The 26,825-nt window shown below is 60.7% G+C and carries 25 protein-coding genes and 3 pseudogenes; 16 read left to right on the forward strand and 12 right to left on the reverse strand.

Annotated features, from left to right (window positions below; all coding sequences use genetic code 11):
- Positions 1 to 75: 75 nt before the first annotated feature.
- On the reverse strand, positions 76 to 1,032 hold the full coding sequence (locus ABIC03_RS10750) for a class I SAM-dependent methyltransferase (RefSeq protein WP_354057900.1): 957 nt from the start codon (positions 1,030 to 1,032) through the stop codon (positions 76 to 78).
- A gap of 90 nt (positions 1,033 to 1,122) precedes the next feature.
- On the opposite strand from ABIC03_RS10750, the gene ABIC03_RS10755 reads away from it, so the two are divergent.
- The 6 genes from ABIC03_RS10755 to ABIC03_RS10780 all read left to right on the forward strand — a co-directional run bounded on the left by ABIC03_RS10755 (position 1,123) and on the right by ABIC03_RS10780 (position 10,273).
- Positions 1,123 to 2,778, forward strand: a complete 1,656-nt coding sequence (locus tag ABIC03_RS10755; RefSeq protein ID WP_354057902.1) for a heparinase II/III family protein — start codon at positions 1,123 to 1,125, stop codon at positions 2,776 to 2,778.
- A 1-nt stretch (position 2,779) separates the two neighbouring features.
- Positions 2,780 to 4,057 (forward strand): glycosyltransferase family 4 protein, encoded by a 1,278-nt coding sequence (locus ABIC03_RS10760; RefSeq protein ID WP_354057904.1) that lies wholly within the window; start codon positions 2,780 to 2,782, stop codon positions 4,055 to 4,057.
- Positions 4,058 to 4,235: 178 nt separating this feature from the next.
- Positions 4,236 to 5,357, forward strand: a complete 1,122-nt coding sequence (wecB, locus tag ABIC03_RS10765) for a non-hydrolyzing UDP-N-acetylglucosamine 2-epimerase (protein WP_354057906.1) — start codon at positions 4,236 to 4,238, stop codon at positions 5,355 to 5,357.
- Positions 5,354 to 6,619: a UDP-N-acetyl-D-mannosamine dehydrogenase gene (gene wecC, locus ABIC03_RS10770; protein ID WP_354057908.1), complete on the forward strand. Its 1,266-nt coding sequence runs from the start codon at positions 5,354 to 5,356 to the stop codon at positions 6,617 to 6,619. The genes wecB and wecC overlap by 4 nt, the downstream gene beginning before the upstream one ends.
- Positions 6,616 to 8,742, forward strand: coding sequence for a bi-domain-containing oxidoreductase (locus tag ABIC03_RS10775; RefSeq protein WP_354057910.1), 2,127 nt, complete (start codon positions 6,616 to 6,618; stop codon positions 8,740 to 8,742). The genes wecC and ABIC03_RS10775 overlap by 4 nt, the downstream gene beginning before the upstream one ends.
- Positions 8,743 to 8,884: 142 nt before the next feature.
- Positions 8,885 to 10,273 carry a hypothetical protein gene (locus tag ABIC03_RS10780; protein WP_354057912.1) on the forward strand — a complete coding sequence of 463 codons (1,389 nt, stop codon included), beginning with the start codon at positions 8,885 to 8,887 and terminating at the stop codon, positions 10,271 to 10,273.
- A gap of 291 nt (positions 10,274 to 10,564) precedes the next feature.
- Here the strand turns inward: ABIC03_RS10780 and ABIC03_RS39265 are convergent, their stop codons facing one another.
- Positions 10,565 to 10,807 carry a hypothetical protein gene (locus ABIC03_RS39265; RefSeq protein WP_502917340.1) on the reverse strand — a complete coding sequence of 81 codons (243 nt, stop codon included), beginning with the start codon at positions 10,805 to 10,807 and terminating at the stop codon, positions 10,565 to 10,567.
- 79 nt (positions 10,808 to 10,886) lie between these two features.
- Here ABIC03_RS39265 and ABIC03_RS10790 point away from each other — a divergent pair.
- Together ABIC03_RS10790 and ABIC03_RS10795 are read left to right on the forward strand one after the other, a co-directional pair.
- A pseudogene (locus tag ABIC03_RS10790) lies at positions 10,887 to 11,090 on the forward strand (helix-turn-helix domain-containing protein); the annotation flags it as partial.
- Positions 11,091 to 11,574: 484 nt separating this feature from the next.
- A complete protein-coding gene (locus tag ABIC03_RS10795) occupies positions 11,575 to 11,718 on the forward strand; it encodes a hypothetical protein (protein ID WP_354057914.1) in 144 nt (47 codons plus the stop codon).
- Positions 11,719 to 12,254: 536 nt separating this feature from the next.
- On the opposite strand, the gene ABIC03_RS10800 is transcribed toward ABIC03_RS10795, so the two are convergent.
- On the reverse strand, positions 12,255 to 13,667 hold the full coding sequence (locus ABIC03_RS10800) for an O-antigen ligase family protein (protein WP_354057916.1): 1,413 nt from the start codon (positions 13,665 to 13,667) through the stop codon (positions 12,255 to 12,257).
- Between the two features lie 132 nt (positions 13,668 to 13,799).
- On the opposite strand from ABIC03_RS10800, the gene ABIC03_RS10805 reads away from it, so the two are divergent.
- On the forward strand, positions 13,800 to 14,171 hold the full coding sequence (locus ABIC03_RS10805; protein WP_354057918.1) for a hypothetical protein: 372 nt from the start codon (positions 13,800 to 13,802) through the stop codon (positions 14,169 to 14,171).
- 17 nt (positions 14,172 to 14,188) lie between these two features.
- Here the strand turns inward: ABIC03_RS10805 and ABIC03_RS10810 are convergent.
- Positions 14,189 to 14,832: pseudogene (locus ABIC03_RS10810) on the reverse strand (YqaJ viral recombinase family protein); the annotation flags it as partial.
- Between the two features lie 418 nt (positions 14,833 to 15,250).
- Here ABIC03_RS10810 and ABIC03_RS10815 point away from each other — a divergent pair.
- From ABIC03_RS10815 to ABIC03_RS10825, 3 genes are all read left to right on the forward strand, one after another.
- The gene (locus ABIC03_RS10815) at positions 15,251 to 15,811 is read left to right on the forward strand and encodes a D-glycero-alpha-D-manno-heptose-1,7-bisphosphate 7-phosphatase (protein ID WP_354057920.1); all 561 of its coding nucleotides are present in this window, start codon (positions 15,251 to 15,253) and stop codon (positions 15,809 to 15,811) included.
- A gap of 548 nt (positions 15,812 to 16,359) precedes the next feature.
- Positions 16,360 to 16,497, forward strand: coding sequence for a hypothetical protein (locus ABIC03_RS10820; RefSeq protein WP_354057922.1), 138 nt, complete (start codon positions 16,360 to 16,362; stop codon positions 16,495 to 16,497).
- A gap of 125 nt (positions 16,498 to 16,622) precedes the next feature.
- Positions 16,623 to 16,952 (forward strand): hypothetical protein, encoded by a 330-nt coding sequence (locus ABIC03_RS10825; RefSeq protein WP_354057924.1) that lies wholly within the window; start codon positions 16,623 to 16,625, stop codon positions 16,950 to 16,952.
- 210 nt (positions 16,953 to 17,162) lie between these two features.
- Here ABIC03_RS10825 and ABIC03_RS10830 read toward each other — a convergent pair whose 3' ends face one another.
- From ABIC03_RS10830 to ABIC03_RS10850, 5 genes and pseudogenes are all read right to left on the reverse strand, one after another.
- The gene (locus tag ABIC03_RS10830; RefSeq protein WP_354057926.1) at positions 17,163 to 17,426 is read right to left on the reverse strand and encodes a hypothetical protein; all 264 of its coding nucleotides are present in this window, start codon (positions 17,424 to 17,426) and stop codon (positions 17,163 to 17,165) included.
- Positions 17,427 to 17,505: 79 nt separating this feature from the next.
- Positions 17,506 to 17,784, reverse strand: a pseudogene (locus ABIC03_RS10835) (outer membrane protein); the annotation flags it as partial.
- The gene (locus ABIC03_RS10840; protein ID WP_354057928.1) at positions 17,709 to 18,056 is read right to left on the reverse strand and encodes a hypothetical protein; all 348 of its coding nucleotides are present in this window, start codon (positions 18,054 to 18,056) and stop codon (positions 17,709 to 17,711) included. The gene ABIC03_RS10840 and the pseudogene ABIC03_RS10835, both read right to left, overlap by 76 nt.
- A gap of 84 nt (positions 18,057 to 18,140) precedes the next feature.
- Positions 18,141 to 19,262: an ERF family protein gene (locus tag ABIC03_RS10845; RefSeq protein WP_354057930.1), complete on the reverse strand. Its 1,122-nt coding sequence runs from the start codon at positions 19,260 to 19,262 to the stop codon at positions 18,141 to 18,143.
- Complete coding sequence (locus ABIC03_RS10850) at positions 19,246 to 20,082, reverse strand: YqaJ viral recombinase family protein (RefSeq protein WP_354057932.1); 837 nt, start codon at positions 20,080 to 20,082, stop codon at positions 19,246 to 19,248. Before ABIC03_RS10850 ends, ABIC03_RS10845 begins: the two co-directional genes overlap by 17 nt.
- 78 nt (positions 20,083 to 20,160) lie before the next feature.
- Between ABIC03_RS10850 and ABIC03_RS10855 the strand changes: the two genes are divergently transcribed.
- From ABIC03_RS10855 to ABIC03_RS10865, 3 genes are all read left to right on the forward strand, one after another.
- On the forward strand, positions 20,161 to 20,430 hold the full coding sequence (locus ABIC03_RS10855) for a helix-turn-helix domain-containing protein (RefSeq protein WP_354057934.1): 270 nt from the start codon (positions 20,161 to 20,163) through the stop codon (positions 20,428 to 20,430).
- Between the two features lie 385 nt (positions 20,431 to 20,815).
- On the forward strand, positions 20,816 to 21,484 hold the full coding sequence (locus tag ABIC03_RS10860; RefSeq protein WP_354057936.1) for a hypothetical protein: 669 nt from the start codon (positions 20,816 to 20,818) through the stop codon (positions 21,482 to 21,484).
- Positions 21,485 to 21,488: 4 nt separating this feature from the next.
- Positions 21,489 to 22,082 carry a hypothetical protein gene (locus ABIC03_RS10865; RefSeq protein ID WP_354057938.1) on the forward strand — a complete coding sequence of 198 codons (594 nt, stop codon included), beginning with the start codon at positions 21,489 to 21,491 and terminating at the stop codon, positions 22,080 to 22,082.
- Positions 22,083 to 22,091: 9 nt separating this feature from the next.
- Here the strand turns inward: ABIC03_RS10865 and ABIC03_RS10870 are convergent, their stop codons facing one another.
- On the reverse strand, positions 22,092 to 23,315 hold the full coding sequence (locus ABIC03_RS10870; RefSeq protein ID WP_354057940.1) for a phenylacetate--CoA ligase family protein: 1,224 nt from the start codon (positions 23,313 to 23,315) through the stop codon (positions 22,092 to 22,094).
- A gap of 86 nt (positions 23,316 to 23,401) precedes the next feature.
- On the opposite strand from ABIC03_RS10870, the gene ABIC03_RS10875 reads away from it, so the two are divergent.
- The gene (locus tag ABIC03_RS10875) at positions 23,402 to 24,556 is read left to right on the forward strand and encodes an AGE family epimerase/isomerase (protein WP_354057942.1); all 1,155 of its coding nucleotides are present in this window, start codon (positions 23,402 to 23,404) and stop codon (positions 24,554 to 24,556) included.
- On the opposite strand, the gene ABIC03_RS10880 is transcribed toward ABIC03_RS10875, so the two are convergent.
- On the reverse strand, positions 24,553 to 25,392 hold the full coding sequence (locus tag ABIC03_RS10880) for an ABC transporter ATP-binding protein (RefSeq protein WP_354057944.1): 840 nt from the start codon (positions 25,390 to 25,392) through the stop codon (positions 24,553 to 24,555). The genes ABIC03_RS10875 and ABIC03_RS10880 overlap by 4 nt on opposite strands.
- Positions 25,393 to 25,516: 124 nt before the next feature.
- Positions 25,517 to 26,800, reverse strand: coding sequence for an ABC transporter substrate-binding protein (locus ABIC03_RS10885; protein WP_275169906.1), 1,284 nt, complete (start codon positions 26,798 to 26,800; stop codon positions 25,517 to 25,519).
- Positions 26,801 to 26,825: the final 25 nt, after the last annotated feature.

A 26,825-nucleotide genomic window follows, 5' to 3' on the forward strand; every position in this document is an offset into this window, starting at 1 on the left:
GATGGTCTGCAAAGCAGCCGCGCCAACTTCGGCGCGGGCCGCGAAACCTCGCCGGGAGCAAGATATTCCGGCAACCTATTCCGAGTGACGGATCGCTTCGATCATGAGATAGAGGCCGAGCTGGCGTGCAACAGCAAGCAGGAGCCTTCGCGGCCAAAGGCGCCGGGCGATCGACAGCAGACTTCCGCGATGACGCTGGCCCGTTGCGCCGGAGAGCAAGTCACCCGGGCTCAGCTCGACTACCATCTTGGCCACCCGCAAGCCGCTGGCTTCGACGATCGCGGTTGCCTCCTTCGTCGAATAGGCCTTGGTACCGGGGCTTTCGAGATGGTTCGCATAGATCGAGGCAAGGCTCAACGACAAGTGTCCGTAGCGAAGCCAGAGCATTAGACCGACTATCGACCATTTGTGATAGATCATGATCCGCGCAGAGCCCCCGGGCTTCAGCACCCGTGCAACTTCCTTGAACGCCCGGGGTGTATCGGCGCTATGGTGCAGAACGCCCCAGCTGTAGACGATATCAAACGTCGCATCCGGAAAAGGAAGCCGTTCCCCGTCGGCCACCTGGAGTTCAGATTCAAGTTGAACGAGGGCGAGACGTTCGCGTGTCAGGTCGACGGCACGCGGGGTCAAGTCGATGCCGCAAAGGCGAGCGGGCCCGCTGCGCGCCCATTGTTCATGGTCCGCACCCATGCCAACGCCGATTTCGAGCACAGCCTGCTGGTGCCCCTCTGCGAAGCGGGCGAAGGGCTCGATGAACGGCTCGAGCTCGTACCTCGTCTCGCGCTGGCTGGAGAAGCGGTTTGAGGAGTCGATGCCGACGGCATAGGCCGCCTCGCCGCAGGCCGCCTCGTTCCAGAAATCGCGGACGACCCGATTGTTCATAGGAGCGTACTCATCATAGCGCAACTGTATCCCCGCCACGAGGCTGGCACAAGAAAGGCCGGCCGGCGATCTGCTGACTTGCCGGAGTTCCGAAGCCTCCGGGCTGCCAGCGCCCCGGTACCATCGGCCTTCGCGCTTGATCGGCAAGCCACAAGCGCGCTGTCTCACGACGGCCGCGCTATTGAACTCGGCGCCGAAAATGCTATCAGCGCTGGGCGAAATCAAGCCGGATGTGGAATGTTTGGGAAACTATGGGAGGATCCTGCGCGCCTGATCCGTACGGTGCGCCATTTGCGTCCCGAACAAATCGTCAATCGCATCACACGGCGAATGTTTCCGGCCAGAATTTCGCAGGGACCCGCGCCCGGTTTGCGCGTGCCGGCGGCGACATGGCGGAACGCTCCCGGACGGCCGGCCAGCATGCTGTCCCCCCGGCGTTTCCGGATTCTCGGGCAGGTGGCGGAGCTGCGGGACGCTACCGGCTGGAACAATGCGGCAATGCCAAAGCTGTGGCTGTACAACCTGCACTATTTCGATGATTTGCGCGCCGAGGCAGCCGAGGTTCGTGCATCATGGCATCGCGACCTGATCAACGCCTGGATCGCCGAAAATCGTCCCATGACGGGAAACGGCTGGGAGCCGTACCCGGTGTCGTTGCGCATCGTGAACTGGGTCGCATGGGCGCTCTCGGGCAATGACCTGGGCTCTGCCGCACGCGACAGTCTGGCTACGCAGGCGCGCGCGCTGAGCGCTTCGCTCGAATATCATTTGCTGGGCAACCATCTGCTCGCCAACGCGAAGGCTCTTGTGTTCGCTGGTTGCTATTTCTCGGGAGCGGAAGCCGACCGATGGCGGCGCACCGGCCTTGATCTGCTGCAACGGGAGTGGCGAGAGCAGGTGCTTTCGGACGGCGGCCACTTTGAACTCAGTCCGATGTATCACGCCATCCTGCTCGAGGACGTGCTGGATCTCGTTCAGCTTTCGAAGATCTATCCGCAAGAGCTCGCTGAAGCGGCGTCGCAATGGCCGGTACTGGCAGCGCGTATGCTGGCCTGGCTGGGTGAAATGGTCCATCCGGACGGGGAAATCGCCTTCTTCAATGACGCAGCGCTCGGCATCGCGAGGACGCGAGGGGAGCTTGCCGACTATGCCCAGTCGCTCAACGTAACGCGAAGCGGGGGCGAGGCGTCAGGTCGCTTGTTGGCCGACAGCGGTTACGTGCGGCTGCGCTCGGGTCCGTGGCTTGCGATCTTCGATGCTGCTGAAGTCGGTCCCTCCTACCTGCCTGGACATGCACATGCAGACACGCTCTCGCTCGAAGTGTCGTTTGACGATCAGCGCTTGATCACCAACTCCGGAACGTCGTCCTATGCCCACGATGCTATTCGGGACGAAGAGCGATCGACCGGCACGCACGCCACCGTCGAGATTGATGGAGAAAACTCCACCGAAGTGTGGGCGAGTTTCCGCGTCGGGCGGCGTGCGCATTCGTTCGGCCGATCGGTATCTGCGACCGGCGAAATCCAGTCGGCCTCTGCGAGCCACGACGGTTATCGCTGGCTGCCCGGCCGCCCCGTCCATTATCGCAGCGTGACGGTGTCTCCGACTTCGCTGGTCATTCGGGATCGTGTCACCGGCGACGGAAACCACGCGATCGTTGGTCGCTTTCCGCTGCACCCCCTGGTCGGGGGCGTTCTCCCGGAGGGGCCGGGTTGGTCAATCGAGTTGCCGGGCGGACAGCGGATTCGTGTGTCAGCCAGTGGAGCGTCGCAATTCTCACTGAGCGAAGGGCATTATGCCCCGAGCTTTGGCCAGCGAATCTTGCGACCGGTCCTCGCATGGAGCTATACGGGGGGGCTACCAATGGACGTTGAAACCCGGTTCGAGTTCTGATTTGCGCATACTTTTCGTCAGCGATCACTATCCCCCCGAGGCGAGTGCAGCGTCCATCCGCTGCAGCACGCACGCAAAGCGCTGGATCGAGCGCGGGCATCAGGTCACCATGGTGACCAATTTTCCGAATTACCCGGACGGCAAGGTGTTCGGCGGCTATCGGCAATCGCTCTACAAGCGTGAGATCTACGAAACGGTGGACGTCCTGCGCGTACCGACGCTGGTGTTTCCGAATCGTGGTTCCATCCTGCGAATACTCGATTATTCGAGCTTCGTCGTGACGGCGAGCCTTGCTTCGGCTTTCATTGCGAGGCCCGACGTCGTCATTGCGACGTCGCCACACATCTTTGCCGCAATCGCAGGTTGGATCGTGGGCCGGATTCACCGGAGACCCTTTGTTTTCGAAGTGCGCGATCTTTGGCCGGACTCCATTGTCGCCGTCGGCGCCATGAAGGAAGGGCGGCTGGTGAATCTTATCCGGCGTGTGGAGCGCTTTCTCTATAGGCGCTCGGATCTTATCGTTACAGTCACTCATGCGACCCGCGATGTGCTGGTGGCGCGCGGATTCGACGCCGACAAGATTGTCGTCATCACCAATGGAGCGGACACCGCGAAGCTCGCCCCAGGGAGCGCGCCAGTGTCCTTGCGACAGAAGCTTAAAGTCGCGAACAAGGTCGTCTTTTCGTACATCGGCACTGTCGGCATGGCGCACGGGTTGCAGCTCATCCTGGACGCGGCAGACGCGTGTCTGAGCCGCGTTCCCGAGGCGCAATTTATCATCGTCGGATCCGGTGCGGAGCGCGAGGAGCTGCAGCAACAGGCCGAACGCCGGGGACTGCGGAATGTGGTGTTTGTCGGTCGTGTTTCGCACGATGAGACGATCGACTATTGGCATCTGAGCGATGTCACGCTGGTCTTGCTGAAGAACACCCCGCTGTTCAGGACGGTCTTGCCATCGAAGGTCTTTGAGGCCCTGGCGACCGGCACACCGATCATCACCAATGTGCTCGGTGAGCTGGAACGTCTGCTGGAGCCGCTCGGCGCCGCGGAGATCATCGAGCCGGATAGTGTCGAAGCATTGGTTGGCGCCATCGGCGCATTCGCACGAGATCCGGCGCGCCGGCATTTGCTTGCAGCTAACGCCGCTACCGGGGGCAAGCGCTACGAGCGCATGGCCCTGGCCGACAGCATGCTAGAAGCCCTGCAACGGCTATGCCCTGGGAAACCCGAAGAATCGGGCCGGTCGGATCGCAGTGTCGCTCAAGACGAGACGAGCTAACTGCGGAGGTCGCCGCAAGTCCGTCTAACTATTTGGACTTTAATACTTTTTTTGGGGGGGCGGTTCCCGGCGGTTCGTCGGGTTCCACTCCTGTTTGAGTTTGTATATTTCAGCGCGACTGGTTACACAGCGCCGCCGGGGCTCCCCGGGTGAGCGTGAGCGGACAGCAAACCCGAAGATGCGAAAAGTCATTGCAATATTTGGAACGCGCCCGGAGGCCATCAAGATGGCGCCGGTCGTGACTGAGCTGCGGCGCAGCCAAAGTCTCGATTTGCGGGTCTGTGTGACGGGTCAGCATCGGGGCATGCTCGACCAGGTGCTGGATCTCTTTGCAATCAAGCCCGACTACGACCTCAACCTGATGTCACCGAACCAGGCGCTGGACCAACTTACGGCCAAGCTTCTCGTAGGGATCGGGCAGGTGCTGGATCAGGAGAAGCCGAACCTGGTTCTTGTCCACGGCGATACCTCGACTACCCTTGCCGGTTCGCTGGCCGCGTTCTATCGCAGGCTGCACGTGGGGCATGTGGAAGCAGGTCTGCGATCCGGCTCGCTGTCCGCGCCCTGGCCGGAAGAGATGAACCGCCGGGTCACGACCCTTGCGACCCGATTTCACTTCGCGCCAACCGAGCGCTCGCGGCAGAATCTCCTTGCTGAAGCGGTCGATCCTTCGCATATCCATCTGACTGGTAATACCGTCATCGATGCGTTGATGGAGACCGTGGAGCGGCTGAGGAATGCACCCTCTGTCGGCGCGGAATCGTGCGGACGTTTCAGCTACCTCGATCCCGATCTTCCACTGATCCTCGTGACCGGACATCGGCGGGAGAACTTCGGTGACGGATTTGAAAATATCTGCAATGCGCTGCTCGAGATTGTCACACGGAACAACGTGCAGATCGTCTATCCTGTCCACCCCAATCCCAACGTTCTGGAGCCAGTCCAGCGCTTGCTCGGAGCCCAGAAGCGGATTCACTTGATCGCTCCCCTGGACTACGAACCGTTCGTCTCTCTTATGGAGCGTTCGCGTCTCATCATCACCGACTCCGGCGGCGTGCAGGAAGAGGCGCCGTCGTTGGGCAAGCCGGTCCTGGTGATGCGCGAAACCACCGAGCGTCCCGAGGCAGTCGACGCCGGGACGGTGATTCTCGTGGGCACGTCCCGGGAGCGTATTGTCGAAGAGACAACCAGGTTGTTGACCGACCGCGATCACTATGAGCGGATGTCGCAATCGATTAATCCTTACGGCGACGGCGCCGCCGCAAAGCGAATTCGCAAGGTGATCGAGGACCAACTGTGAGCGACGTAAAGCTAAAAGCGATTTGTGTGGTCGGGCTCGGTTATATCGGGCTCCCAACTGCGGTCGTGCTCGCCTCGCGAGGTGTTTCGATCGTGGGTGTCGATGTCAGCGAGGCGGTCGTAGCCAAGATCAACCGCGGCCAGGTTCACATCGTGGAGCCCGACCTCGATGCGGTGACCGCGCGGGCGGTCCAGGTTGGAAAGTTGCGCGCGGCTACGAAGCCTGCACCGTCGGATGCCTTCATCATCGCCGTCCCGACGCCATTCCATCATGGGAAGGCAGACCTCAGCTATGTCGAAGCCGCCGCGGCATCAATCGCGCCGGTCCTGAAGAGCGGCGACCTCGTCGTACTCGAATCGACCTCCCCGCCGGGCACGACGGAACGGATGGCAGCTCAGCTTGCAGCACTGCGGCCCGATCTGCGCATGCCTGTTTCGGGAGACGAAGATTGCGACGTTCACATCGCCTATTGTCCCGAGCGCGTCTTGCCCGGACGCGTGCTGGTCGAGCTGGTCGAGAATGACCGGGTGATCGGCGGGATCACGGCCAAGTGCTCTGCGCGCGCGGAGGAGCTCTATCGCATCTTCTGCACCGGTAGCCTGCTCAAGACTAGCGTCCGCACGGCGGAAATGTGCAAGCTGACCGAAAACTCATTCCGCGACGTCGGCATTGCCTTCGCAAACGAGCTGTCGATCGTTTGCGACAAGCTCGGCATCAACGTCTGGGAGCTGATCCGGCTCGCCAACCATCATCCGCGCGTCAATATTCTGCAGCCGGGTCCGGGCGTCGGCGGCCATTGTATCGCGGTGGATCCCTGGTTCATCGTCGAGGCGGCGCCTCAGGAGTCCCGCCTGATCCGCACCGCGCGCGAAGTCAACGACGGCAAGCCGTCCTACGTTCTCGAGAAGATCAAGACGGCAATCGCCGGCGCGCGGTCGGTCGGCGCCTTCCCGAAGGTGCTGACGCTCGGGCTTGCCTTCAAGCCCGACGTCGACGATTTCCGCGAAAGTCCGGCGCTCGAGATCGCCGAAGTGGTGGCTGAGTGGAACAGCTGCGAACTGCTGGTGTCAGAGCCATTCGCCGCGCTGCTGCCGGGAAAGCTTGCTACGCACAAGAACGTCCGAATGATCCATGAGGTCACTCAGGCGATCGCCGAAGCGCATATTGTCGTAATGCTGGTCAATCATCGTGCCTACAATGAAATCGAGCCGGCCGAGCTAAACGGCAAGGTGGTAATCGACACGCGCGGAGTATGGTCGTGAAGCAGCTTCTGGTCCGTTCGGGCAAGGTCTTCCTGCAGGACGTCCCGGCGCCCGTCGCCGGTCCGAAGAACGTGCTGGTCCGGGTGGAGCGTTCATGTGTGAGCGTCGGCACCGAGATGGCCGGCGTCAAGATGTCGGGCCTGCCGCTGTATCGCCGCGCCCTCAAGCAGCCGCACCACGTCAAGCGGGTGCTTCAGCTCATGCGCGATCAGGGCGTGGCGCGCGTCTATAAGCAGGTCAAGGGCAAGCTCGATGCGGGACTGCCCACCGGCTACTCGGCCGCCGGCACAGTAATCGCCGTCGGATCGGATGTCGACGGGATCGCGGTCGGCAATCGCGTTGCCTGTGCCGGCGCAGGCGTTGCGAATCACGCCGAGGTCATCGATGTCCCGGTCAATCTCTGCGTTCCGGTCCCGCAGCAAGTCTCTTTCGACGGCGCCGCCACGGTGACGCTGGGGGCCATCGCGATGCAGGGCGTGCGCCGCGCGCAGCCCACGCTCGGCGAGACCATCGTCGTGATCGGGCTCGGAATTCTCGGGCAGATCACGGCGCAACTCCTGACCGCCAATGGCTGCCGTGTCATCGGCGCCGACGTGGACAACAAGCGCATCGCAACCGCGCTGGAAAACGGCCTCGATCACGGCATCAATCCGAATGAAGGCAATCTGGTCGATAACATCGTCAAGCTGACCGATGGTTTTGGCGCCGACGCCGCGATCATCACGGCGGCATCCGCGTCCAGCGACATTCTTGCGCAGGCGTTTCAATCCTGCCGCAAGAAGGCACGGGTGGTAATTGTCGGCGACGTCGGCCTTAACATGGCGCGGTCGGACATCTACACCAAGGAGCTCGATGTCCTGATCTCCTGCTCCTACGGACCCGGACGCTACGATCCCGTCTATGAAGAGGAGGGCGGAGACTATCCGCTCGCCTATGTCCGCTGGACCGAGAACCGCAACATGGCTGAATATCTCCGGCTAATCGCGGCCGGCCGCATTCGACTCGACAACATGTTGCAGGAGCCCTATGCGATCGACCGCGCAGAAGAGGCATATGGCAAGCTAGCGGGCGAGGGCGAGAAGCCGCTGCTGGTCCTTTTGCAGTATCCGCACCGCGAAGAGGCCGTGCGGTCCGTGCTGCAGATCGCGCCTCCGAAGCCGGTCGATGGCCGCATCAAGATCGCGGTTGTCGGCGCCGGCAGCTTTGCGCAGGGCATGCACCTGCCCAATCTGAAGAAGCTCGGCGACAAGTTCGACCTCCGCAGCGTTGTGAGCCGCACCGGCCTGTCTGCGCGCACGGCCGCCGAGCGCTTCGGCTTCAGCATGGCGAGCACCGACTTTCAGTCTGTTCTCGACGATCCCAATATTGATCTCGTCCTCATCGCAACCCGGCACGACCTGCACGCCGAGATGACACTGGCGGCGCTGAAGGCCGGCAAGCACGTCTTCGTCGAAAAGCCGACGTCGATGACCGAGGAAGGCCTGGACTCGATCGAGGCGTTCTACACGGCAAACCCGAACGGACCGCTTCTGATGACGGGTTTCAACCGGCGGTTCGCGCCCGCTGTCACTGCGGCGCGCGAAGTGCTCAAGACCCGTTTGTCGCCGTTGATCGTGAACTACCGCATGAATGCGGGGTACATTCCCCCAGATCATTGGGTGCATGGCCCACATGGCGGAGGCCGCAATATCGGAGAAGCGTGCCACATCTACGATCTCTTCAACGCGCTCACCGGCAGCCAGCCCGTAGAGGTTCAGGCCCGGTCCATTGTACCAGGCAGCGGCCATTGGCGCCGCGACGACAATTTCGTCGCAACGGTGCGTTACGGCGATGGCTCGCTATGCACGCTGACTTATTCTTCGTTGGGCTCGAAGGAGTTCTCCAAGGAGCGCTTCGATATTTTTGTGGACGGGAAAGTTCTCGTCCTCGACGACTACAAGCGATTGGATGTCACCGGCGCAAAGGGGGGCTGGAAGGGCCTGACCATTGAGAAGGGGCAACTCGAGGAGTTGGCGGCACTCGCCGAAGCCTTCAAGCCGGCCGGCAAATGGCCGATCTCGCTGGCCGATCAGTTGTCTGCGACGCGGGTCAGTTTCGCGGTCGAGAAACAGCTTACGGAGTGAGGCGCTGCGCTGTGTTGTAGGGTCGGGACGTAGTAGGATCGCCGCATGCCCGCGATCTCGTTGCGGTAGAACTCGACCATACCAATCGCAGGATCTGGGTTTCTCGTAGATCTGTGCTGCAGGGAAGTGCTGGAGCAATTCCATGGGTTTCAGGAAATTGCGACGGTTTAACCTCGCCGTTGGCGTGGCGGTTACTGCCTACATCGCGACTTCAGGTGCTGCTGCGCTAATTCCATTTTCGTTTGGTCAAGAACAGCTCCGCCTATTGTTCTTTCCCCAGGAAGTTCCTTACGCGTGGATGACCACGCTCGGCTCCGCAACTTACTGGCTCTTATTCTTACTGACGCTTGTAATTGTGCCGATTGCTGCGATTGCTACCGAGAAGATCTTTGCGTCAGCAACGGTCTCATTTCCCGACGAGGTGCCCTTGTGGATTCCCCTCGTTCTGTCCGGCGCCATGATCGCTTTCTGCGTTCACAGGCTGGCTCAGGCCGGCGGCTTGTCCGCTAGCGCGGCGTGGGACCAAAGCCTATGCTACCAAGATAAAATCCTGAGGCGGGTCGAATTATTCAAGTTGCTCGGTAACCATTACTTTTCGTTCGTCTACTCCAGTCTACCCATCGTCGCTTGCTATTTGCTGGCGCGGGGATTGCTTACGCGTGAAAAGATCGCCCTCGGCGCTTGCGCGGGGGTGAGCCTAATCGTTCTTTGGTTGGATGTGGCAACTATTCAGAAGGCGCCGGCGCTTCTCTATGTGCTCGTGCTCGGATTGACATTGGCGCTCTCTGGATGCGGCCTCGTGCGCAGCGCGTGCGCGACAATTGCGGTGGGGGGGACGATCTACGTGGCACTGGCTCTGAGCCAGTTTTGCGGAGTTGAGAACCGCGGCCATCCGGAAAGGACCGCCCTGGAATCGTCGCCGCTAGCGAGCCACCCGGGACCGTCGCCCATGGTTCCGTTGGCGGAATCTTCATCCGTGCTCGGCTCGCCATCGGCCGCCGATGGGGAGCCGTCCGAGAGCGGATTCCATGGAGGGCTGGCGAAGGCCATTCGGATCTTGCGATCGAGCGTATTCCGGATGGCGGTTGGAATTCCATACTATGTGCAGATCTTTTCGGATCCCGATCAACGTTGCGGCATCGTGCGGCCAACCCTCGGCGGACTTCTTGCTCCGCAGCCTTGCTATCCGGCCACCAAAGTGTTTGCGGTGATTTATCCCGCCATCACCTATACGACGGGTTCGCAACCGGCCGGCGTGAGTCTGTCCGGGTATGCAGAGGGGGGACCCTTTTATGCTGTATTGGCGACCGCGATCGCAGGTTCGCTCATTGGTTTAATTTCGGCCTTGACGCGGCGCAACGATCCCATGAGCATTGCCATGCAGGTGGCTGGCTGCCTCTACGCGTATTACATGACCCAGGTTCCTCTAACCGCGACGCTGCTGGATAGCTATGGCCTCGTTTGGTTGATAGCTCCGCTTGTCGCAATGCGTGCGCTGACATGGATGATCAGCATCAATCTTCAAAAATGAGTCACGACACGTCGCAAGCTGCTCGGTGTTAGTCACCTCCATACTGCCTATTTGGCGTGCTGGACTTGAATTGAGTGGCACACGTCTCCGTGCAAGGCGAGAGCTTGCCGAACGAACGCTTCGAGGTTTCCGTCCTGTAATAGTAGGTCCTGCATGCGCGCGGCTTTCGGCCGCCTCCAGCTCACTTGATTTATCTCCGATCAGGACGCTTATCTAGGGTGCCACTGAAACGCGTTCGATGATGTCGGTGATCATTGCTCGGCCCGGGCTTGCGAGGGTTGCTCAGCGTTGCTAGCGCTCGATGGCTGCTTCGGGATGGTCGGGGCGGTATATAAATGCGTCAGGTGCGCACCAATCACCGGCAGCTCCTTCGTCATCCACCGATGTAGAGATTGGACATTGAAGAACCCGCGCCTCGGAGAGCTCGAAGCCGATGGCGCCGGACTCGGGGCGCTTGGCCTTGATCTCGTGCCCGCTTGCCTCCTTGGCATCCTCGGGCACGAGCTTCTTCAACTCAGCTTTAGAGCGGTTCATCGATTGATTGAATCGGGAGGGATTCCGTCGGGCGGCGGTTTGTGATTCAAGATGCTAACTGGATCGGAGGCAGCATCGGATGGTCCGACCTCTTTCGAATGATCTTCGTGAACGAGCCGTGAAGGCGCTGGAATCCGGCGAGAGTTGCCATGCTGTGGCGGCCCGGTTCGATGTTGCAATGTCGTCCGTCGTGAAGTGGCGGCAGCGCTATCGCGCGACGAGTTCGGTGGCACCAGGCAAGATGGGCGGTCACCGTAAGCCGGTTCCGGCGCCGCATCACGCATCCTGACGGCGCCGGCGTCGATCTCAGTCTAGTGCGGTTGCCCGAGATGCCTTGATCTTCCCGCTGCGCCGGTAGCCGGCCAAAGTTTCGACCTGGCCAAGCCGCGGGATCTAAGCGCCTTCTCGAAGGCATTCCGCCGCGGCGCCGATGCCCTCGGCTTTACCGGGTTCGAGTTTCTCCCCAGGCGCTGGGGCGCCTCCGTAGCGAAGCTGTCGAGCGGATCGGCGGTGCGGCATGAGCAACATCCTCACCTTCCCGGGGCGCAGCACGGCGCCCGCGGATACGTTGCGTAACCCGTCGTTCCCACCGCAGAATGTCGCCGAAGTCGAGGTCCGGTTCGCTGTCCCCACGCTCCACCGGCAAACCCGGCGCCGTTCGGCCGCCAGCATGCACTCCTTCCTCTTCCGCAGCTACGAGCTCATCCTGTCGGCGCCCGAGGCCGACCTGGTGAGGGTTGTACGGCTCGACCGGGCGCCCCACGGCAATGACCAAGCTCAACGCCATCCAGCGGCTGCTACAACGCGACCGGGACCATGCCGCGGCCCGCGCAGACCTCCTCACCAAGGCCGAGGCCAGGCTGAGGCCCGCGATCGCCTCGGCCGCGGCCGTCCGCTCCGTGGAGGGCTGAGCTATGGCGAAAGCAAAGCAGAAGAAGGCCAGCCGGCTCACGATCCGCCGCATCATCACTCGCCGCCGCAACGCCGCCAAGCGGCTCTGTAGCCGCGGGGAAGGCGCCTGGGCCGATTGGTAGTGGAGGGTGCCAGCTCGCCACGGCACATCTCCAGGCGCCTCCTGTGGCTTGCCGCCGAGTGGCACCTCGAGGCGCCGCCAAAGGTAGGCCGCTCGCCATCGGAAAGACTGGCCAGCTACTGCACCCGCCACGGCATCAGCTTCGACTGGAGGCAGGACGGCTGTATGCAGGGCCTCAAGAAGATGGTCGACGAGCGCCGTCGGCAAGAGGCGCTGTGCTGCCAGCGGCGGCTTTCGCTGCGAGGTATTCCCAACTCGATCCAGATCAACGGATGGAGGTGACCGCCAAGATCCGCCGCATTCTATCGGAGCGGGACCAATGAAGCGCCGCCGCAGACTTCACAGAAATCGCGATCGGCAGCGGCTGACGACCCATCGCCGACGATTGAATTGATGGGGACGGGGCCCGCCGGTTCACGCTGGCGGGCCAATTTGGGCGGCCTTGAGCTTTGACTTTCGAACAACAGACAGGCCGGCACGAGTGACACACTGGCGGCTTGCGCTAACGGCGTAACCGAGAAATAAGAATAGGTACGCGTCGCGGCTTATCCTCCCATGACCCATGCTCATGCAGAACATGAATGTCAGCACGCAAAGCGCGAAACGCGCCTCCTGACTAAAAGGTGCCTGCGAGAAAGCTTTTTGTCCTGCGAGCAGCACCAGAATCAACAAGGCTACACTGGCAGGCCAACCAAATTCGACGGCAACCTGAAGCACACTATTGTGCACTTCATTCTTCTCGACCAGGCAAGACGCATCCATGAAACGGTCCAAACCGACGCCAATTAGCATCGTCTGGGGCAGGAGCTGAAATGCCTCCCGATAAAGCTGCTTGCGGATTTCGATTGTGTTCCGTTGGTCGACCCCGACGCATCTCGACTGATCTGGCATCCCCGGTGGTCGGGCTGGTGTCGTTGCCTCTGCGGCCACGGGCAAAGGCAGAGGGGTGGTTTCAGCATTTCCCAGCCCGAGGGCTTCAACGCCGAATTTGATGTACAGTGCGGCTGTCGAAGGTCGACTGAGTTGGCCAGCCAAGAAGGCAAGAACAAGCGCTCCAGCGACCACAGAGAGCGCCTTTCGATCCTTCGCAGGAGTAGAGATAGCTGCGACTGCCAGCATGCTCATGATAGAGACAAAGGAAAACCGCACCATGGCCGACGCAATGATTGCCGTAGGCAGGGCTGCTGCAATGGCCACTTTCGCTGCTTGTTCAAGCGTCAACGGTCGCGCCACAAGCGCGGCGATCGTAACAGCCAGCGCAACTGCGAAGTAGAGCTGGGCGGCACCGTACTTCCCGAAAACGAACACCTTGCCAACGCTATCGACATATCCTGGTCCTGCATTGATCGCGGCGAGGATAGTGATCGCACCGATTACGACGATCGTGGCGCTTATGATTGTGAATGTCGGCTCAATCGGGGCACCGGCGAATACCCGACCGGCGGGATATGCGGCAACTGTTAGTGCGAGCAAGGCCAATTCTTTCGGATCCGAAAATCCGTGGAGAGCGATTGACACCGTGGTCCCCGCAAGAAAGACGCAAAACGCAAGATCTGCCCTGTGAACAGAAAGCGATTTCCAATTCCCAAGCAGTAGGAGCGCTAGCGTGGTCCCCCCTAAAAACGCGGCTGTAAAAACGGACGAGGTATCAAAGAACTCGTGAGCAAACATTAGGATTGGGCCGCTTGATACAAAACACGCGAGACTTAGCCCTCGCCAAAACGCTCTAGACAAAACAGGCAGATTCCAGAGCGCTGCCAAAAAGAGCGCGGTTCCCAGCACGGTGAATCCAAGCTTATTGGTGTCCTCGTAGAGAAAATTCCACATGTTCCCGTTCTCCTCAACCTGGGTAGGGACGGATTCGCAGTTAAGTCAATCGTTGGTTGTCCGTGTTAGCTATATGCGTCCGATTTGCTGTAACGATAGAGACCTGAAGCACCTTTAAGAGAATCCGAGATCTTGACAATCGGCAGTGATCTGGCTTCTGGTGCAGCCCGCATGCAGCAACATCAGCAAAACATCGACGAGCTCGCGCGCATGGAGCGCATCTGCCTAAATCTCGCCGCCGGCGCGACCATGCCGGAGGAGCGGGCAGGGCTGCTCGAGATGGCTGGCAACTACGCGGCAGCCGGACCCAAGCTTGGACCCAAAGCCGAAAGTAAGGAAAGAACTCGACGACGCGATGGATCAGGAGCCGGGCAGGCCCCCTTGTTTTCCTTGCGTAAAATAACAAGGCGGCATCTGATAGTACGATGCAGCCCGAACTCCAACACCGTGGGCGCGGGTTCGAGCCCTGCCACTCCTGCCAGCGAAACCAAATACTTAGTCTAGAGAGCTGCTCCCCCGAGGGCGTCCTTGGTGCGGAGATAGGTTGCAACGAACTCGCCCCAAGCATTTGACCAAGACAAACGCCTCCAGCCTTGGTGGTGGCGTTTCGATGTTGAAGAGCAGAGGCGTCTTGCCGCTCTGAGCGCAGCGCCAAAACTTCTTCTCAGCGGTAAGGAGCAGATGCTGATAGAGCGGGTCAGCGTGGACTTTGATCTCAACCCATTTGCCACCGCCGGTGATGATCGAGAGTACGGACGAGCGAGCGGCGACCACCCATATATTATGCTGCAGCTGTGCCATATGCGTTTCGGCGGCGGCCTCCTCCATGAACGCCCAGGGCAGCATGAACTTGGTCTCGAACACCGCTCCAGTCTGCTCGACGATGCCATCGAGTGTTGCGGCTATCCATTTGTGCACCGGATACCGAACGCCCTTCTGGATGTCCGAGATGGTTTGTCCTGTCGAGCGCTGGTATCAGAGGCGATTGAGGACCTCTGTTATCGTGCCGAGCTGGACGATGAGATTATCCGAGAGATCTTCTGGTGCGACCTCTCCACGTTTCTCTTGCCAAAGGCGGGTGAGCTTGTCCTGGTCGTCGCCCATGATGACACGCGCATCCGAGCCGCCGATGAAGTGGCGGCCGTCATTGGTTGAACCTGATGATATGATTGGGCGCATCGACGCCGTTTGCTTGAACTGTTGTCACTGGTATCTCCTATGCAAAAACAAGCGGCTTCATTTGCCGCACTGCCTGAAGCCCCGCGTCTGCGAGGCGAGATACCGGCGCTATGATCGAAGGTGGCACCCGGTAGAATCATTAACGCTCCAATCGCGGATGAAGGCCAGTCCTTTCTGTAATCTTGCTCGTTTTAGCGGTAGGAATGGCTCTTGTTCTCACGCGCTTAGGGCAAGGACGGGACGAGGCTGACCGGTATAAAACCGGCAAAACGAAGCCAATTCACGCATGAACAGCAAAGACCTGGATGCAAAAGGCGCTCGCTGTCGGTCGCATGAAATGTTGAAACGAAGCCGTGATTATCGGAAGATCGGCGGGTGTCCCCTCCAACTTGGGCCAGTGAGATTTGAAGCGTCCGGCAGTATTTTTCGATCGTGATGGCGTCCTCAACGAGGACGATGGCTATGCTTTCGATCCGGGCAAGATCCGGTGGGTGGAAGGAGCCCAGCAGGCCGTCAAAGCAGTCAATGACGCCGGGTATCTTGCGTTTGTCGTCACCAACCAATCAGGAATTGCCAGGGGGTTTTACGAGGAGCGGCATGTCTGCAATCTGCACGAATGGATGTCGCGTGAACTTGCTATTGTTGGTGCGCGTATCGATGCGTTCGAATTCTGCCCACATCACCCTGATGGCCTGATCGAGCGTTACCGTATGCTCTGCAGCTGTCGTAAGCCGCAGCCGGGGATGATCAGAGCCCTCCTTGAGCGGTATTCAGTGGATATCGATGCTAGCTTCATGGTCGGCGACAAGCAGAGCGATCTTGCTGCGGCGCAAGCGGCCGGAATAGCAGCCTATCTGTTTGATGGATCAAACCTGCACACATTCATTGCGCCGTTGTTGCCGGACCCGTCGTATCCTCCGGATCAGTCACCGTCGCATCGCCGAGGCGCGGTAACCGAGGATTGAGGCCGTGGTCTTCGCGATAAAGCGGATCGCTCGATTGCGAGATAATGAAATCAAGGAGGCAAGTTGGCGTCAAAGCGACAAATCGTAGCCATCGCGCAAACGCAGCGAGGAGTACCGGTCCCGCGAACAAGCGCCGGCAGAGGAGCATCGAGCCGCAACTCCTATCGGCATGGCTTATCTCGTTGGGATGAACCCGCTGGTCTTGGTTTCGCTGGTTTCGATGCAGTCCTTGCTGAAGACTTCAAAAGTACGGACTAGGATGTCGCAGTTCAAGATTTGGCTCAAGCTAGGAGTCGGCAGATCGCCTGCGAGCTCTTAGATTAATACTCATCTTGGCGGTGATCGAGGGAACCAAAGCAATGAGATATTTGTCGAGCTTGGAACGGTATGAGAAGGCTGCTCTCTTGCGGCAAAGGCGCCGGCTCAAACATTTGAAGCGGAATGCCGGATGAGAACCACGAGCTGAGTAGGACATTAGCAGTGTAGGGTCTCAGGCCGAGGAGCGTCGAGTGGACGGGCTGCTAGTATTTCAAAGTGTTGGAGGCTGCATGAACTACATTTTCCCACTGCTGGCTGTCGCGATCACCATCGGCCTGTTTGTGCTCTACGCGATGGTCCGGCAGAACTTGCGTCGATCCCGCCGCGCCGATGAGGTTGCTCACTGGCCGGATTCGAGCCTGAGATAGAGATCGGCCGTCGAAGCGTCCATCCCCATACGCAGGCGCATCGAAAAACCGAAACTGAGCTTGCGCCGTCGGCAAAGCAACAGATAGAGCCTTCTTGGAAGTAGCCGTTTTCGGTCGAGGAAAAGATGAAACGAGCGCTTGCCATAGTGATGATGCTACTCTTGCCGACGCCGCTGAACGCCGGATCAACGATCGTGGGCGCGGGCTCGCAATCTTGTACCGCCTGGCTGAACAGGAAGAAGAACTTACTCGTAAAGGCAGCCTTTGAATCTTGGGTCGTGGGCTTCCTCAGCGGGCTAAACGTGAGTGCCGAGAGGGACATTGTCGGCGGCGGCGATTTCTCCGCGATTGTTTCTTGGATGGACCGGCGCTGCAAATTTAATTCTTCAGATCAAATTGGAGTTGCAGCTCTGGATCTAGCGATGGAATCGGCTGGTAACGCGGCGAAGCGATGATCTGCTAGACACGCGAGTTGACGCTGAGGCCGCTAACATCCTTAGCCCGGGCGGAGCCGGCCGTGATTCACGGAGACACATGTGCGCATCAAGCTACCCGAGACAGACCTCAAGTCAGTGCAAAGCCTTGGTAGCATTGAGCTCAAAGACGAAGGGGGCGGACACGTCGGCCAATACTTTTTCGGAAAAGGTCGCGGCCGGACCGTCTTCCTATTCGGGAAGTACAAGGGCACTTTCAAGACCCACGCTGAGTGTCAAGCGTTCATCGATGGCGTGACCGCTGTGATTGATGACAACCGCGGCTCCCGCAGCAAGGAAACTGAAGCGTGATGGCAATAGCTGCGACAGGTTGAGTTTTGAGGCAGTTCGCGCACTCTTCTGGCGCGCCAATGGCAGCGCAGACCGGAGCAGGTGGTTGAGCTTGGCAAAGACCAGTTTGATCGGGTTCAGCCGGGTGAGTATTTTGGCCGACACGCAATCCGCGCCTGCCATTCGGGCTTATGAGAAAGGGCCAGCCCGTATGGCTGACCCTTTGAGTATATTATGTAAGCCGTCAGTAACGAGAAGCCGAGGCAGCGCCCCAATTGAACCGATAGTTCAGGCTGGCCTTGATGGTGTGCTCGTCATTGCGGAAGCCGACGGCGGTAACAACACCAGCGGCGCTGGTGAAGAGAGCGTTCCGCGTGCCGAAGTCATAGTACTGGTATTCGACCTTGCCCGACCAGTTCTGGGCGAACATGTATTCGAGACCACCGCCTACGGTGTAGCCGTCGCGACCACCGCCGTTGTTGGTGAAGGTGCCGCCGCCGAAACCGTTCGTAAGGCGGGAGTCAACTGACTGTCACCAGCGAGCCGGCATTCAGGATAAGTATCGCCTATCGAATTCAGAAAGTCGCAGAGCTCGGCTAGAGCCGTTTCTGTAGAGATACCGGCGAGCGGATCGTCGTGGGCGGCTTCAACGGCGCGCTCGCGCGCATGCGGATCACCACGGTCGCGCATCCACCCGTGCTCATGGCATTCATAGATCGCCCCGGCACCCAGCAAAACACCAATAGCCCACTCTCTTAGTTCGATTGATTGAAGGCAGGATTTGCAATGGACCATGTCACGACGTCCTGCTGCGAAGGCGATCAGATGTGCTGCACGAGAATGGCCGAGGAGCCCAGCACGTACTATCTGTCGCAAGACTTAGGGTTCGTGGATCGGATTTGCGGTCCATAGATCCTTGGCGATAGGCAGAGGCGATATTTGCACGTCGGCCCACCAAGTCCGCTCATTGCCATGACGATGCAGAGCCACATGGTGGCTTCGACAGAGAGGGACGGTAAACTCGTCGCTCACTTTTCTGCCCAATGTTCTCGGTTGCGCGAACTTGATGTGGTGGGCATCGCTCGGTGTCTGCTGGCAGACGAGGCATGGCTGCCCTCGCACGAACAGTCGGTGGGCTTTGCTTCTCACTGGCGCCGGATCTTTGGGAAAGGCAATCCCGTCCTCGCTGTCATGCGAATCCATCCGAGACTGCGTGTTTTGCGGCGGCTCGCGACCGTGGGGTAGGGGCGCGTGAGCGCCCCCGGCGATCGTGACAAGATCTTGGTCGACTGCGATGACCGAAGGCAACGACTGCTCGCATTTTTGTTCGTAGGCAACCTCGATCAGGTGGGCATCGGCTTCTGTGAGGCTGTTCTTGCGCGGCAGGTTGATTTTGGCCCACAACAGGAGGGCGTCCTCCCCAGCCAGTGCCGCTAATTCCGCAATAAGCTGATCGCGAAGCTCAGCGGATGATTTCGAGTCCAACGGCGGCGCTTTGTTTGAGGTTCGGTTCGACGATCTCGCGGCCGTTTCGGTTGTGCTCTGGTTAGCGCTGGAAGCCGCCGGTCCAGCTCTAGGATCCGGCGCATCGAGGTCATCCTCACCGGCAATGCCGACGAGGGCGAACAATGCGTAGCGCCGGGCATACGTCAGCGCGGCCCCCATCCAGTGCGGCGCGTTAACGTCCTTTGTGGCACACACCGGCCAATCTGAGGAGATCCATTCGCCTGAGGCGTGAGCGAGCATGGTCGTAAGATGGATTTGTCCCGTCGCCTGGTCAACCCTAGTGCTTTGAATCGTTGCGATCTCCTGCCGGCTTAAACTCTTCCGGACGAGGTCCAGGCCGCTCGCAAGAGAAGCATAGCGAAAGCTCCGGTCCTGCTGGCGCGGAAACGGGGATCGGATGGTGGCGGTAAGCGTCTTCTCAGGATTTGTCAGTTCTGCCTGCGCCCGGGCAAGGGCAGCCGCGATGGTCCCGATGCGCTCACTTGACTGATGCATGGGGTTCCTCTGCGACTTGAGCTTCAAAGCTGATCGCCCCGGACTTGGACCGCTTGGCCTTGATTCCATGACCGATCGCTTCCTTGGCCTCCTCCGGCATGAGTTTCTTGAGATCGGCCTTGGCCATTTCATGCTCGCCGTGTGCGTCTCGGGTTCGCAGGTAAGTAACCGCGAGTTCCGCCCATTGATTCGAGGTGGACATGTCGACGATCTTGACCGCGTCCAGCCGCGGGCGCGGCGTCTCGATATTGAAAAGGACAGGTGGCTGGCCGCTATGAACGCATCGCCAGAATTTCTTCTCGGCCATGAGGAGGAGGTGTTGATAGAGAGGGTCGGCATGGATTTTGATCTCGACCCACTGACCGCCGCCGGTGATGATCGAGAGCACAGCGGATCGAGCGGCGACAACCCACATGTTGTGTTGCAGCTGCGCCATGTGCTTTTCGGCTGCGGCTTCCTGCGAGAAATTCCAGGGCAGCATGAACTTGGCTTCGAAGACCGTGCCCGTCTGCTCCACGCGGCCGTCTAAGGTTGCTCCCATCCATTTGTGAATGGGATGCCGCACTCTCCGTTGAACATCTTGAATCGTATGGCCGCTGCTTCGTTCGTACCAGATCCGATTCAAATCTTCGGTGCAATTGCCGAGCTGCACGACAAGATCGCCCGACCGGTCCGGCGGCTCAAGTTCGCCGCGCTTTTCCTGCCAAAGCCGGAGTAGCGCTCCAGCGTCCTCACCCATGATAATCCGGGCATCGGAGCCGCCGATGAAGGTCCTGCGGTCCTTATCGAAACAAAATTGCGGTCTTTTGTTGAGAATCACGGCACTCTCCCAAAAGTGGAAGCAGAGTTACCAACATAAAATGTTGATAACTCTATAGACGGTGAATGTCAACATAAAATGTTGAAGAAGATGACTCCGCCTCAGTGTCGCGGTGCCAGGGCGCTGCTCAACATGACGCAACCTCGACTAGCAACCCTGGCCAATCTTGGTTTATCAACGATTGTCGATTTCGAGCGAGAACGCCGAACTGTATCAGAAGAAGCGATGCAGAAGATGCAGCGAGCCTTAGCGGAAGCCGGCGTCGAATTCATTTGGGAAAACGGCGGCGGACCGGGTGTGCGGCTCCGAAAATCAACGAAGTCGAAAACTAAGGATCGAGGGAATTAAGCGCCTCAATCGTAGCTCTCCCACGAATCTAGCAGCCCTAGGATCAGGACGAGCTTAGACCGCCCCCTCGCTTGTGCGGAGCCAGTTTGTTCAATGCAGGTGTAGCGTTTTGGGGAGGCTGACTGCGCGCAGTTACTTCGGGGGCTGGATGTGCATGTATGATTTTGGAGAGTCAGTCGAAGAACTTCTTTGCTTGATTATGCCGGATAAGCTTCGAAAGCTGGCCCCACCCTTTCTCGAAGAACTGCTCTCCGCACTTTCATGACGCTCGCGCAGGGCCCCAGTGCACTTTCCTAGCAAAATTTCCGTGGACTATTGCAGAGGGCGGGTTTAAGTTTGCTTAGGGCGCGAGTTCGCCCGCAATGGTCTCCGAAGGAGACCCACGTTGGCTTCGACGACGTCGTGGCGACGACCTTCCGAAATCAAACCATGTGTGCAGGCGGTGGAGGATCCGCCTTTTCGTGCGCGTGCTTGCTTTCGGTCAGCTGAGGTGCGGCCGACCGCGCCCGATAGTGATCGCCAACTGATGGAGGGAAGCGTGATTCGAAGCTACGTACCCGAAAACAGCGTATTGCGTTCAACGCTTTTTTGCATGTCGCTCGTCCCCACGGAATCCAAGGACGATTTCGTGAAATTGCGCATGGCCCTCGTCCGCGACATCGCGCCAAAGGGAGTTCTGGAGGAAATATTCGTCGCTGAGCTAGCGACCCATATGTGGGAGCTTGGGCGATTACGACAATGCAGAGCTCGCATCGAAAAAATGGCCTTTCAGAATGCGCTCATTGAACTGCATTCTCGAATCGAGAACGTCGTTCACGAGGATCTGCTCGCGAAGATTCAACTCGACGAGGAGGCGGTCGGCGCGCAGGCGACCCAAGCGGAGTTTGAGGATCTCCGGCAACTCGACGAACTGATCAGCCTAGAGCGGACACTCCGAGACAAGCTGATCCGCGACCTTGTCAAGGATCGCAAGGGTTTCGCGATGCATGTTGAAGCGAGCGTCGATCGCCTTGAGGAGCGAATGACCTCGAATCTCTGCCCAGGTAGGCGTTGAGGCAATGGCGACGGATCGACAGATCGCCGCGAACCGGCGAAACGCTCGCAAAAGCACGGGGCCTCGATCGGCCGGTGCCAAGAAACGTACCAGCCGCAATGCGTTCCGGCATGGCTTCGCGACCAGCTACGCGGCGGATCCGGCGGAAGCTGCGATGATCGACCAGCTCACCCAAAAAATTGCTGGCGATGGCAAGGAGCCTCTCGCGCTCGCATTCGCGCGGGACGCTGCGGTCGCTCAGTTTGAGCTCGCCCGCATTCGCCGGCGCAAGGCGGAGCTGATTACTCGAGTCATGGCCTTCGGATCAATTGATCCGCCGCAGCTTTTCCCCTCATGGAAGGCCAAGTGGCGTTACATCAAAGCATCCTTGCGAAACAACAACACCTGGCTCCCGCTGCCGATACCGCCGGATCCGTCGGCGACCATGCCGGTCGACGATGCAGAACGGATGGCCGAGGCGGTCCGACGGACGCTGCCTGATTTGGCGAGGTTGGTGCGCTATGAGGTCCGCGCGATTGGCCGACGCAACCGCGCTCTGCAAAACAATGCCAATTTTTCGCGGGCAAATTCAATTTATGCAGGCGATTCAATGACGTGAACTGTGGCGTTATCGCTCGTCCGCGATCACCTTGCCGTCGTTCGGCAGCGCGCCGGGCCTCACGAGTTCAACCTCGCCTCCGAGTTTCGTCACGGCGCGCAAGGTGCCCGCAATCTCCTCGCGCAACGCATCGTTCGCGGCCGCCGTCTCCGCTTTCAGCGTCATCGCATCGGCCTCGCCTTGGCGCGTGACGACGAGGCGTAATCTTCCGAGCGCGGAATGGCGCTTGCCGATCTCGGCGACCTGCTCGGGCCGGACGAACATGCCCTTGATCTTGGTGGTCTGATCGGCGCGGCCCATCCAGCCCTTGATGCGCATGTTGGTGCGCCCGCAGGGGCTGGTCCCCGGCAGTGCCGCGGTGAGGTCGCCGAGCGCGAGCCGGATCCAGGGATGGTGCGGGTCGAGTGAGGTCACGACGATTTCGCCGACGTCGCCGGGCGCCACGGGATCGCCGGTACCGGGCTTGACGATCTCCATGATCAGATCCTCGTTCACGACCATGCCATCGCGCGCCACGGTCTCGAAGGCGATGAGGCCGAGATCGGCGGTGCCGAAGGCCTGGTAGGCATCGATGCCGCGCGCCTTGATCTCCGCCTGGAGCGAGGGCGGGAAGGCCGCGCCCGAGACCAGCGCGCGCTTGATCGACGAGACGTCGCGGCCCGAGCTGTCGGCAGCATCGAGCAAGATCTTCAGGAAGTCCGGCGTGCCGCTGTAGCCGACAGGACGGTAGGCCTCGATCAGCTCGAATTGCTGCTCGGTATTTCCTGGACCTGCGGGGATCACGGCGCAACCGAGCGCGCGCGCCGACGCATCGAAGATGAAGCCGCCGGGGGTGAGATGGTAGCTGAAGGTGTTGAGCACGATGTCATCAGGTCGGAACCCGGCCGCGAACAGCGCCCGTGCGCCGCGCCAGGGGTCGGCTTGCCGCCCCTCCGGCTCGAAAATCGGCCCTGGGGAGGTGAAGAGACGGGCGAACGAACCGGGGGCCGCCGCGACCAACCCTCCGAAGGGCGTCGAGGCCTTGTGCAGGGCCGGCAGTTCCGACTTGCGCAGCACCGGCAGGCCCGCCAGGGCCGCCCTGGAGGTCACGGTCGCCGGATCCACGCCTTTCAGGCGATCTGCATAGACGGGCGCGGTCATCGCCGAGCGCAGCACGCCGGGCAGGCGGGCGAACAGATCGGCCTCGCGCGCGGCTTGTTCGCGCGTCTCGAGGGCGTCGTAATGGGCGGTCATGGCTGATCTTTCCGGGTTGGCATCCGTTGCGTGCCGCCGCCGGCATGGGTATCAGACGGCCATGGGCGAGGTTTGAAGAGGACGCGATGGCGGACGAGGGAATCAGTGCGGCGGACGAGGCGGCGGACGTCGTCGCGCGCCTGAAGCGCCGCATGATCGACGAGGCGCTGCCGCTGTGGTCGACGGTCGGTTGGGACCATGGCGCGGGTGGTTTCATCGATCGGCTGCACCGCGACGGCACGGCGGACGTGATCGCGCCGCGACGCGTGTTCGTGCAGGCCCGCCAGATCTGGTGCTACGCCAAGGCCGCGCAGATGGGCTGGTACCCTGAGGGGCGCGCCATCGCGCTCAAGGGGCTGGAGCATTTGCTCGCCAAGGCAAAGGCCCCCGACGGCCGGCCCGGCTACGTGCACCGGCTGACGCCGGAGGGCGCGGTGCTGGACGGCCGGCGCGATGCCTACGACCACGCCTTCATCCTGTTTGCGCTCGCGACCGTCTATGCGCTCGACCAGGACGCACAAATTCGCGCCGAGATCGACGCGCTGCTCGCCTTCCTCGACGCTCACCTGCGCTCGCCGCACGGCGGCGTCCACGAGAGCCTTCCGGTCTCGCTGCCGCGCCGGCAGAACCCGCACATGCATCTGTTCGAGGCGATGATCGCGTGCTTCGACGCGACCCACGATTTGTCGTTCCAGAACCGTGCCGGCGAGTTCTTCGCGCTGTTCCTCGCCAATCTCTACGACAAGCGGACGCGCGCGCTCGGCGAATATTTCGAGGAGGACTGGTCGAAGATCGCGCCGGTCAGCATCGAGCCCGGCCATCAGGCGGAATGGGTCTGGCTGCTGAAGGGATTCGAACGCATCACGGGTTGCCCGACCGGACAGCGGCGCGCCGAGCTGCTGGAAACCGCGCTGCGCTATCGCGACGAGGCCACCGGCTGTCTGGTCGACGAGGGTGACGACGCCGGCAACATTCGCCGCAACACGCGCCGGCTGTGGCCGCAGACCGAGATCGCGAAGGCGTGGATAGCGCAGGCCGAATCCGGCGAGGAGGGCGCGGCGGACGAGGCGCGCATGGCGCTGGCGCGGCTCGAACGCCATTATCTCAGCCATCCCGTGCGGGGCGGCTGGTACGACCAGTTCGACCGCGACGGCAAATCGCTGATCGACACCATTCCTGCGTCGTCGTTCTATCATGTTCTCTGCGCAGTCACGGAAGCGGAGCAGGTGCTGGAAGGTTAAAGCCAGCGCTTGCGCCGCTTGAAGCTCTTGAGGTTCTTGAAGCTTTTGCGCTGGTCGCCGGCGCCGCCGAGGTAGAATTCCTTGACGTCCTCGTTGTCGCGCAATTCGTCCGCGGTGCCGTCGAGCACGACCTTGCCCTGCTCCATGATGTAGCCGTGGCTTGCCACCGACAGCGCGGCGCGGGCGTTCTGCTCGACGAGGAGAATGGTGACGCCGAGGTCACGGTTGATCTTCTGGATGATCGAGAACACCTCTTTCACCAGCAGCGGCGACAGGCCCATCGAGGGCTCGTCCATCAGGATCATCTTCGGGCGCGCCATCAGCGCGCGACCGATCGCGAGCATCTGCTGCTCGCCGCCGGAGAGATAACCCGCCAACCCGGTGCGCTCTTTCAGACGCGGGAAATAGTTGAAGACCATGTCGAGATCGGCGCCGACCTCGCGATCCCTGCGGGTGAAGGCGCCCAACTTGAGGTTTTCCAGCGAGGTCATGTCGGCAACGATGCGCCGGCCCTCCATCACCTGGAAGATGCCGCGACGGACGATCTTGTCGGGATCGATGCCGTTGATGCGCTCGCCCTCGAACAGGATCTCGCCGCGCGTGACTTCGCCGTCCTCGGTCTTGAGCAGCCCGGAGATCGCCTTCAGCGTCGTCGACTTGCCGGCGCCGTTGGCGCCGAGCAGCGCCACGATCGCGCCCTTGGGCACGTCGAGGCTGAGACCGCGCAGCACCAGGATGACGTCGTCATAGACGACCTCGATGTTGCGCACGCCGAGGAGAGGCGGTGCGGGTACGACGCCGGGGGAGGGGCGAGCTGCTTCGAGGGTGTCGGTCATATCAGTTGCCGCCAATTTGCTGTGCTCGTCGTGCCCGGGCTTGGCCCGGGCATCCACGTACTTCGTCCGAGTGGTCAGGCGTGGATGGCCGGGACAAGCCCGGCCATGACGTCCGATGTTGTGGTTACCAGCCCAGCAATTCCGGCTTGCGCGGAAGCTCGACAGTCTTGACCTTCTCGAGCTTGATCGCGCCCTTAGCCATGAGGTCGTTGAGGTCGCCGTCGGTCGCGCCCGCAATCTTGGTGCGGTAGAGATCGACCTTCAGCGTGCCGCGGTGGTCCTTGTCGGTCCAGGTCGAGGCATTGCAGACGCCTTCCATGCCTGATGGCACCCAGTCCTTCTTCTGGTAGAAGCCCTTGGCGACGTTCTCGCCGGTGGCGCCGCCGTTCTTGGCGGCCCAATCGATCGCTTCCTTCATGTAGAGCGCCGAGCAGACGGCCGCGATGTAGTGCACCGGGCGATAGACCTTGCCGGTGGGATCGGACATCTTCGAGATCTCCATCACCGTCTTCATGCCGGGCGCATCGCCGCCCCAGCTTACAGCGGTGCGCAGCGGGAAGATCACGCCGTCGGCGGCGTCGCCCGCGGTCTTGGCGGCATTCTCGTCCATGCCCCAGACATTGCCCATGAACTGGATGTCGACGCCGGCGGTCTTGCAGGCCTTCATCACCGAGATGTTGGACGCGGCGGTGTTGCCGAGATAGGCGTAGTTGGCGCCTGAGGATTTCAGGCTCAGGCACTGCGCGCTGTAGTCACCCGGCGCGAGCGCGAAGACCAGCGGCGGCAGCACCTCGAAGCCGAGCTCCTGCGCCATCGCTTCGCCGGCGGCCTTCGGCGCGTTCGGATAGGGGTGGTTGGCCCCCATGTGGACGAATTTCGGCTTGCCGGACTTGCCTTTGGCCTTCCAGTCTTCGGCTGCCCACATCAGCATCGCGCGCAGCGAGTCCGAATAGCTCGGACCGTAGAAGAAATTATACGGCGCGGGCTTGGCCTTGCCGCTGACGCCTTCGGGATCGGTGAGGGCGGCGGCGTAGGAGCCGGAGAGGTCGGGGATTTTATCTTGTGCGAGGAAGCCGGTCAGCGCCTCGGTGTCTGCCGTGCCCCAGCCCATGATCGCCGCGACTTTGGAGTCCGGCGCCGACCACTTCTTGTAGAGCGCGATGGCGCGCGGCACCTGGTAGCCATAGTCGTTGGTGTCGACGTTGATCTGCTTGCCGCCCACGCCGCCGTTCTTGTTGACCCAGGCGAAGGTGTCGGCGACGGCCTGGCCGTAGGGCGTGCCGACGTCGGACGTGCCGCCGGAATAATCGGCGAGATGCCCGATTGCGATCTGCGCCTGCGCGCCTGACGAGAATGCGGCGATCGCCAGTGCAAGCGATGCGGTGCTCAAAAGGGATTTTGTCTTCATTGGTTGCCTCCTCCTGTTTATTTGT

This window comes from Bradyrhizobium sp. RT6a (assembly GCF_040547675.1).
Lineage (GTDB): Bacteria > Pseudomonadota > Alphaproteobacteria > Rhizobiales > Xanthobacteraceae > Bradyrhizobium.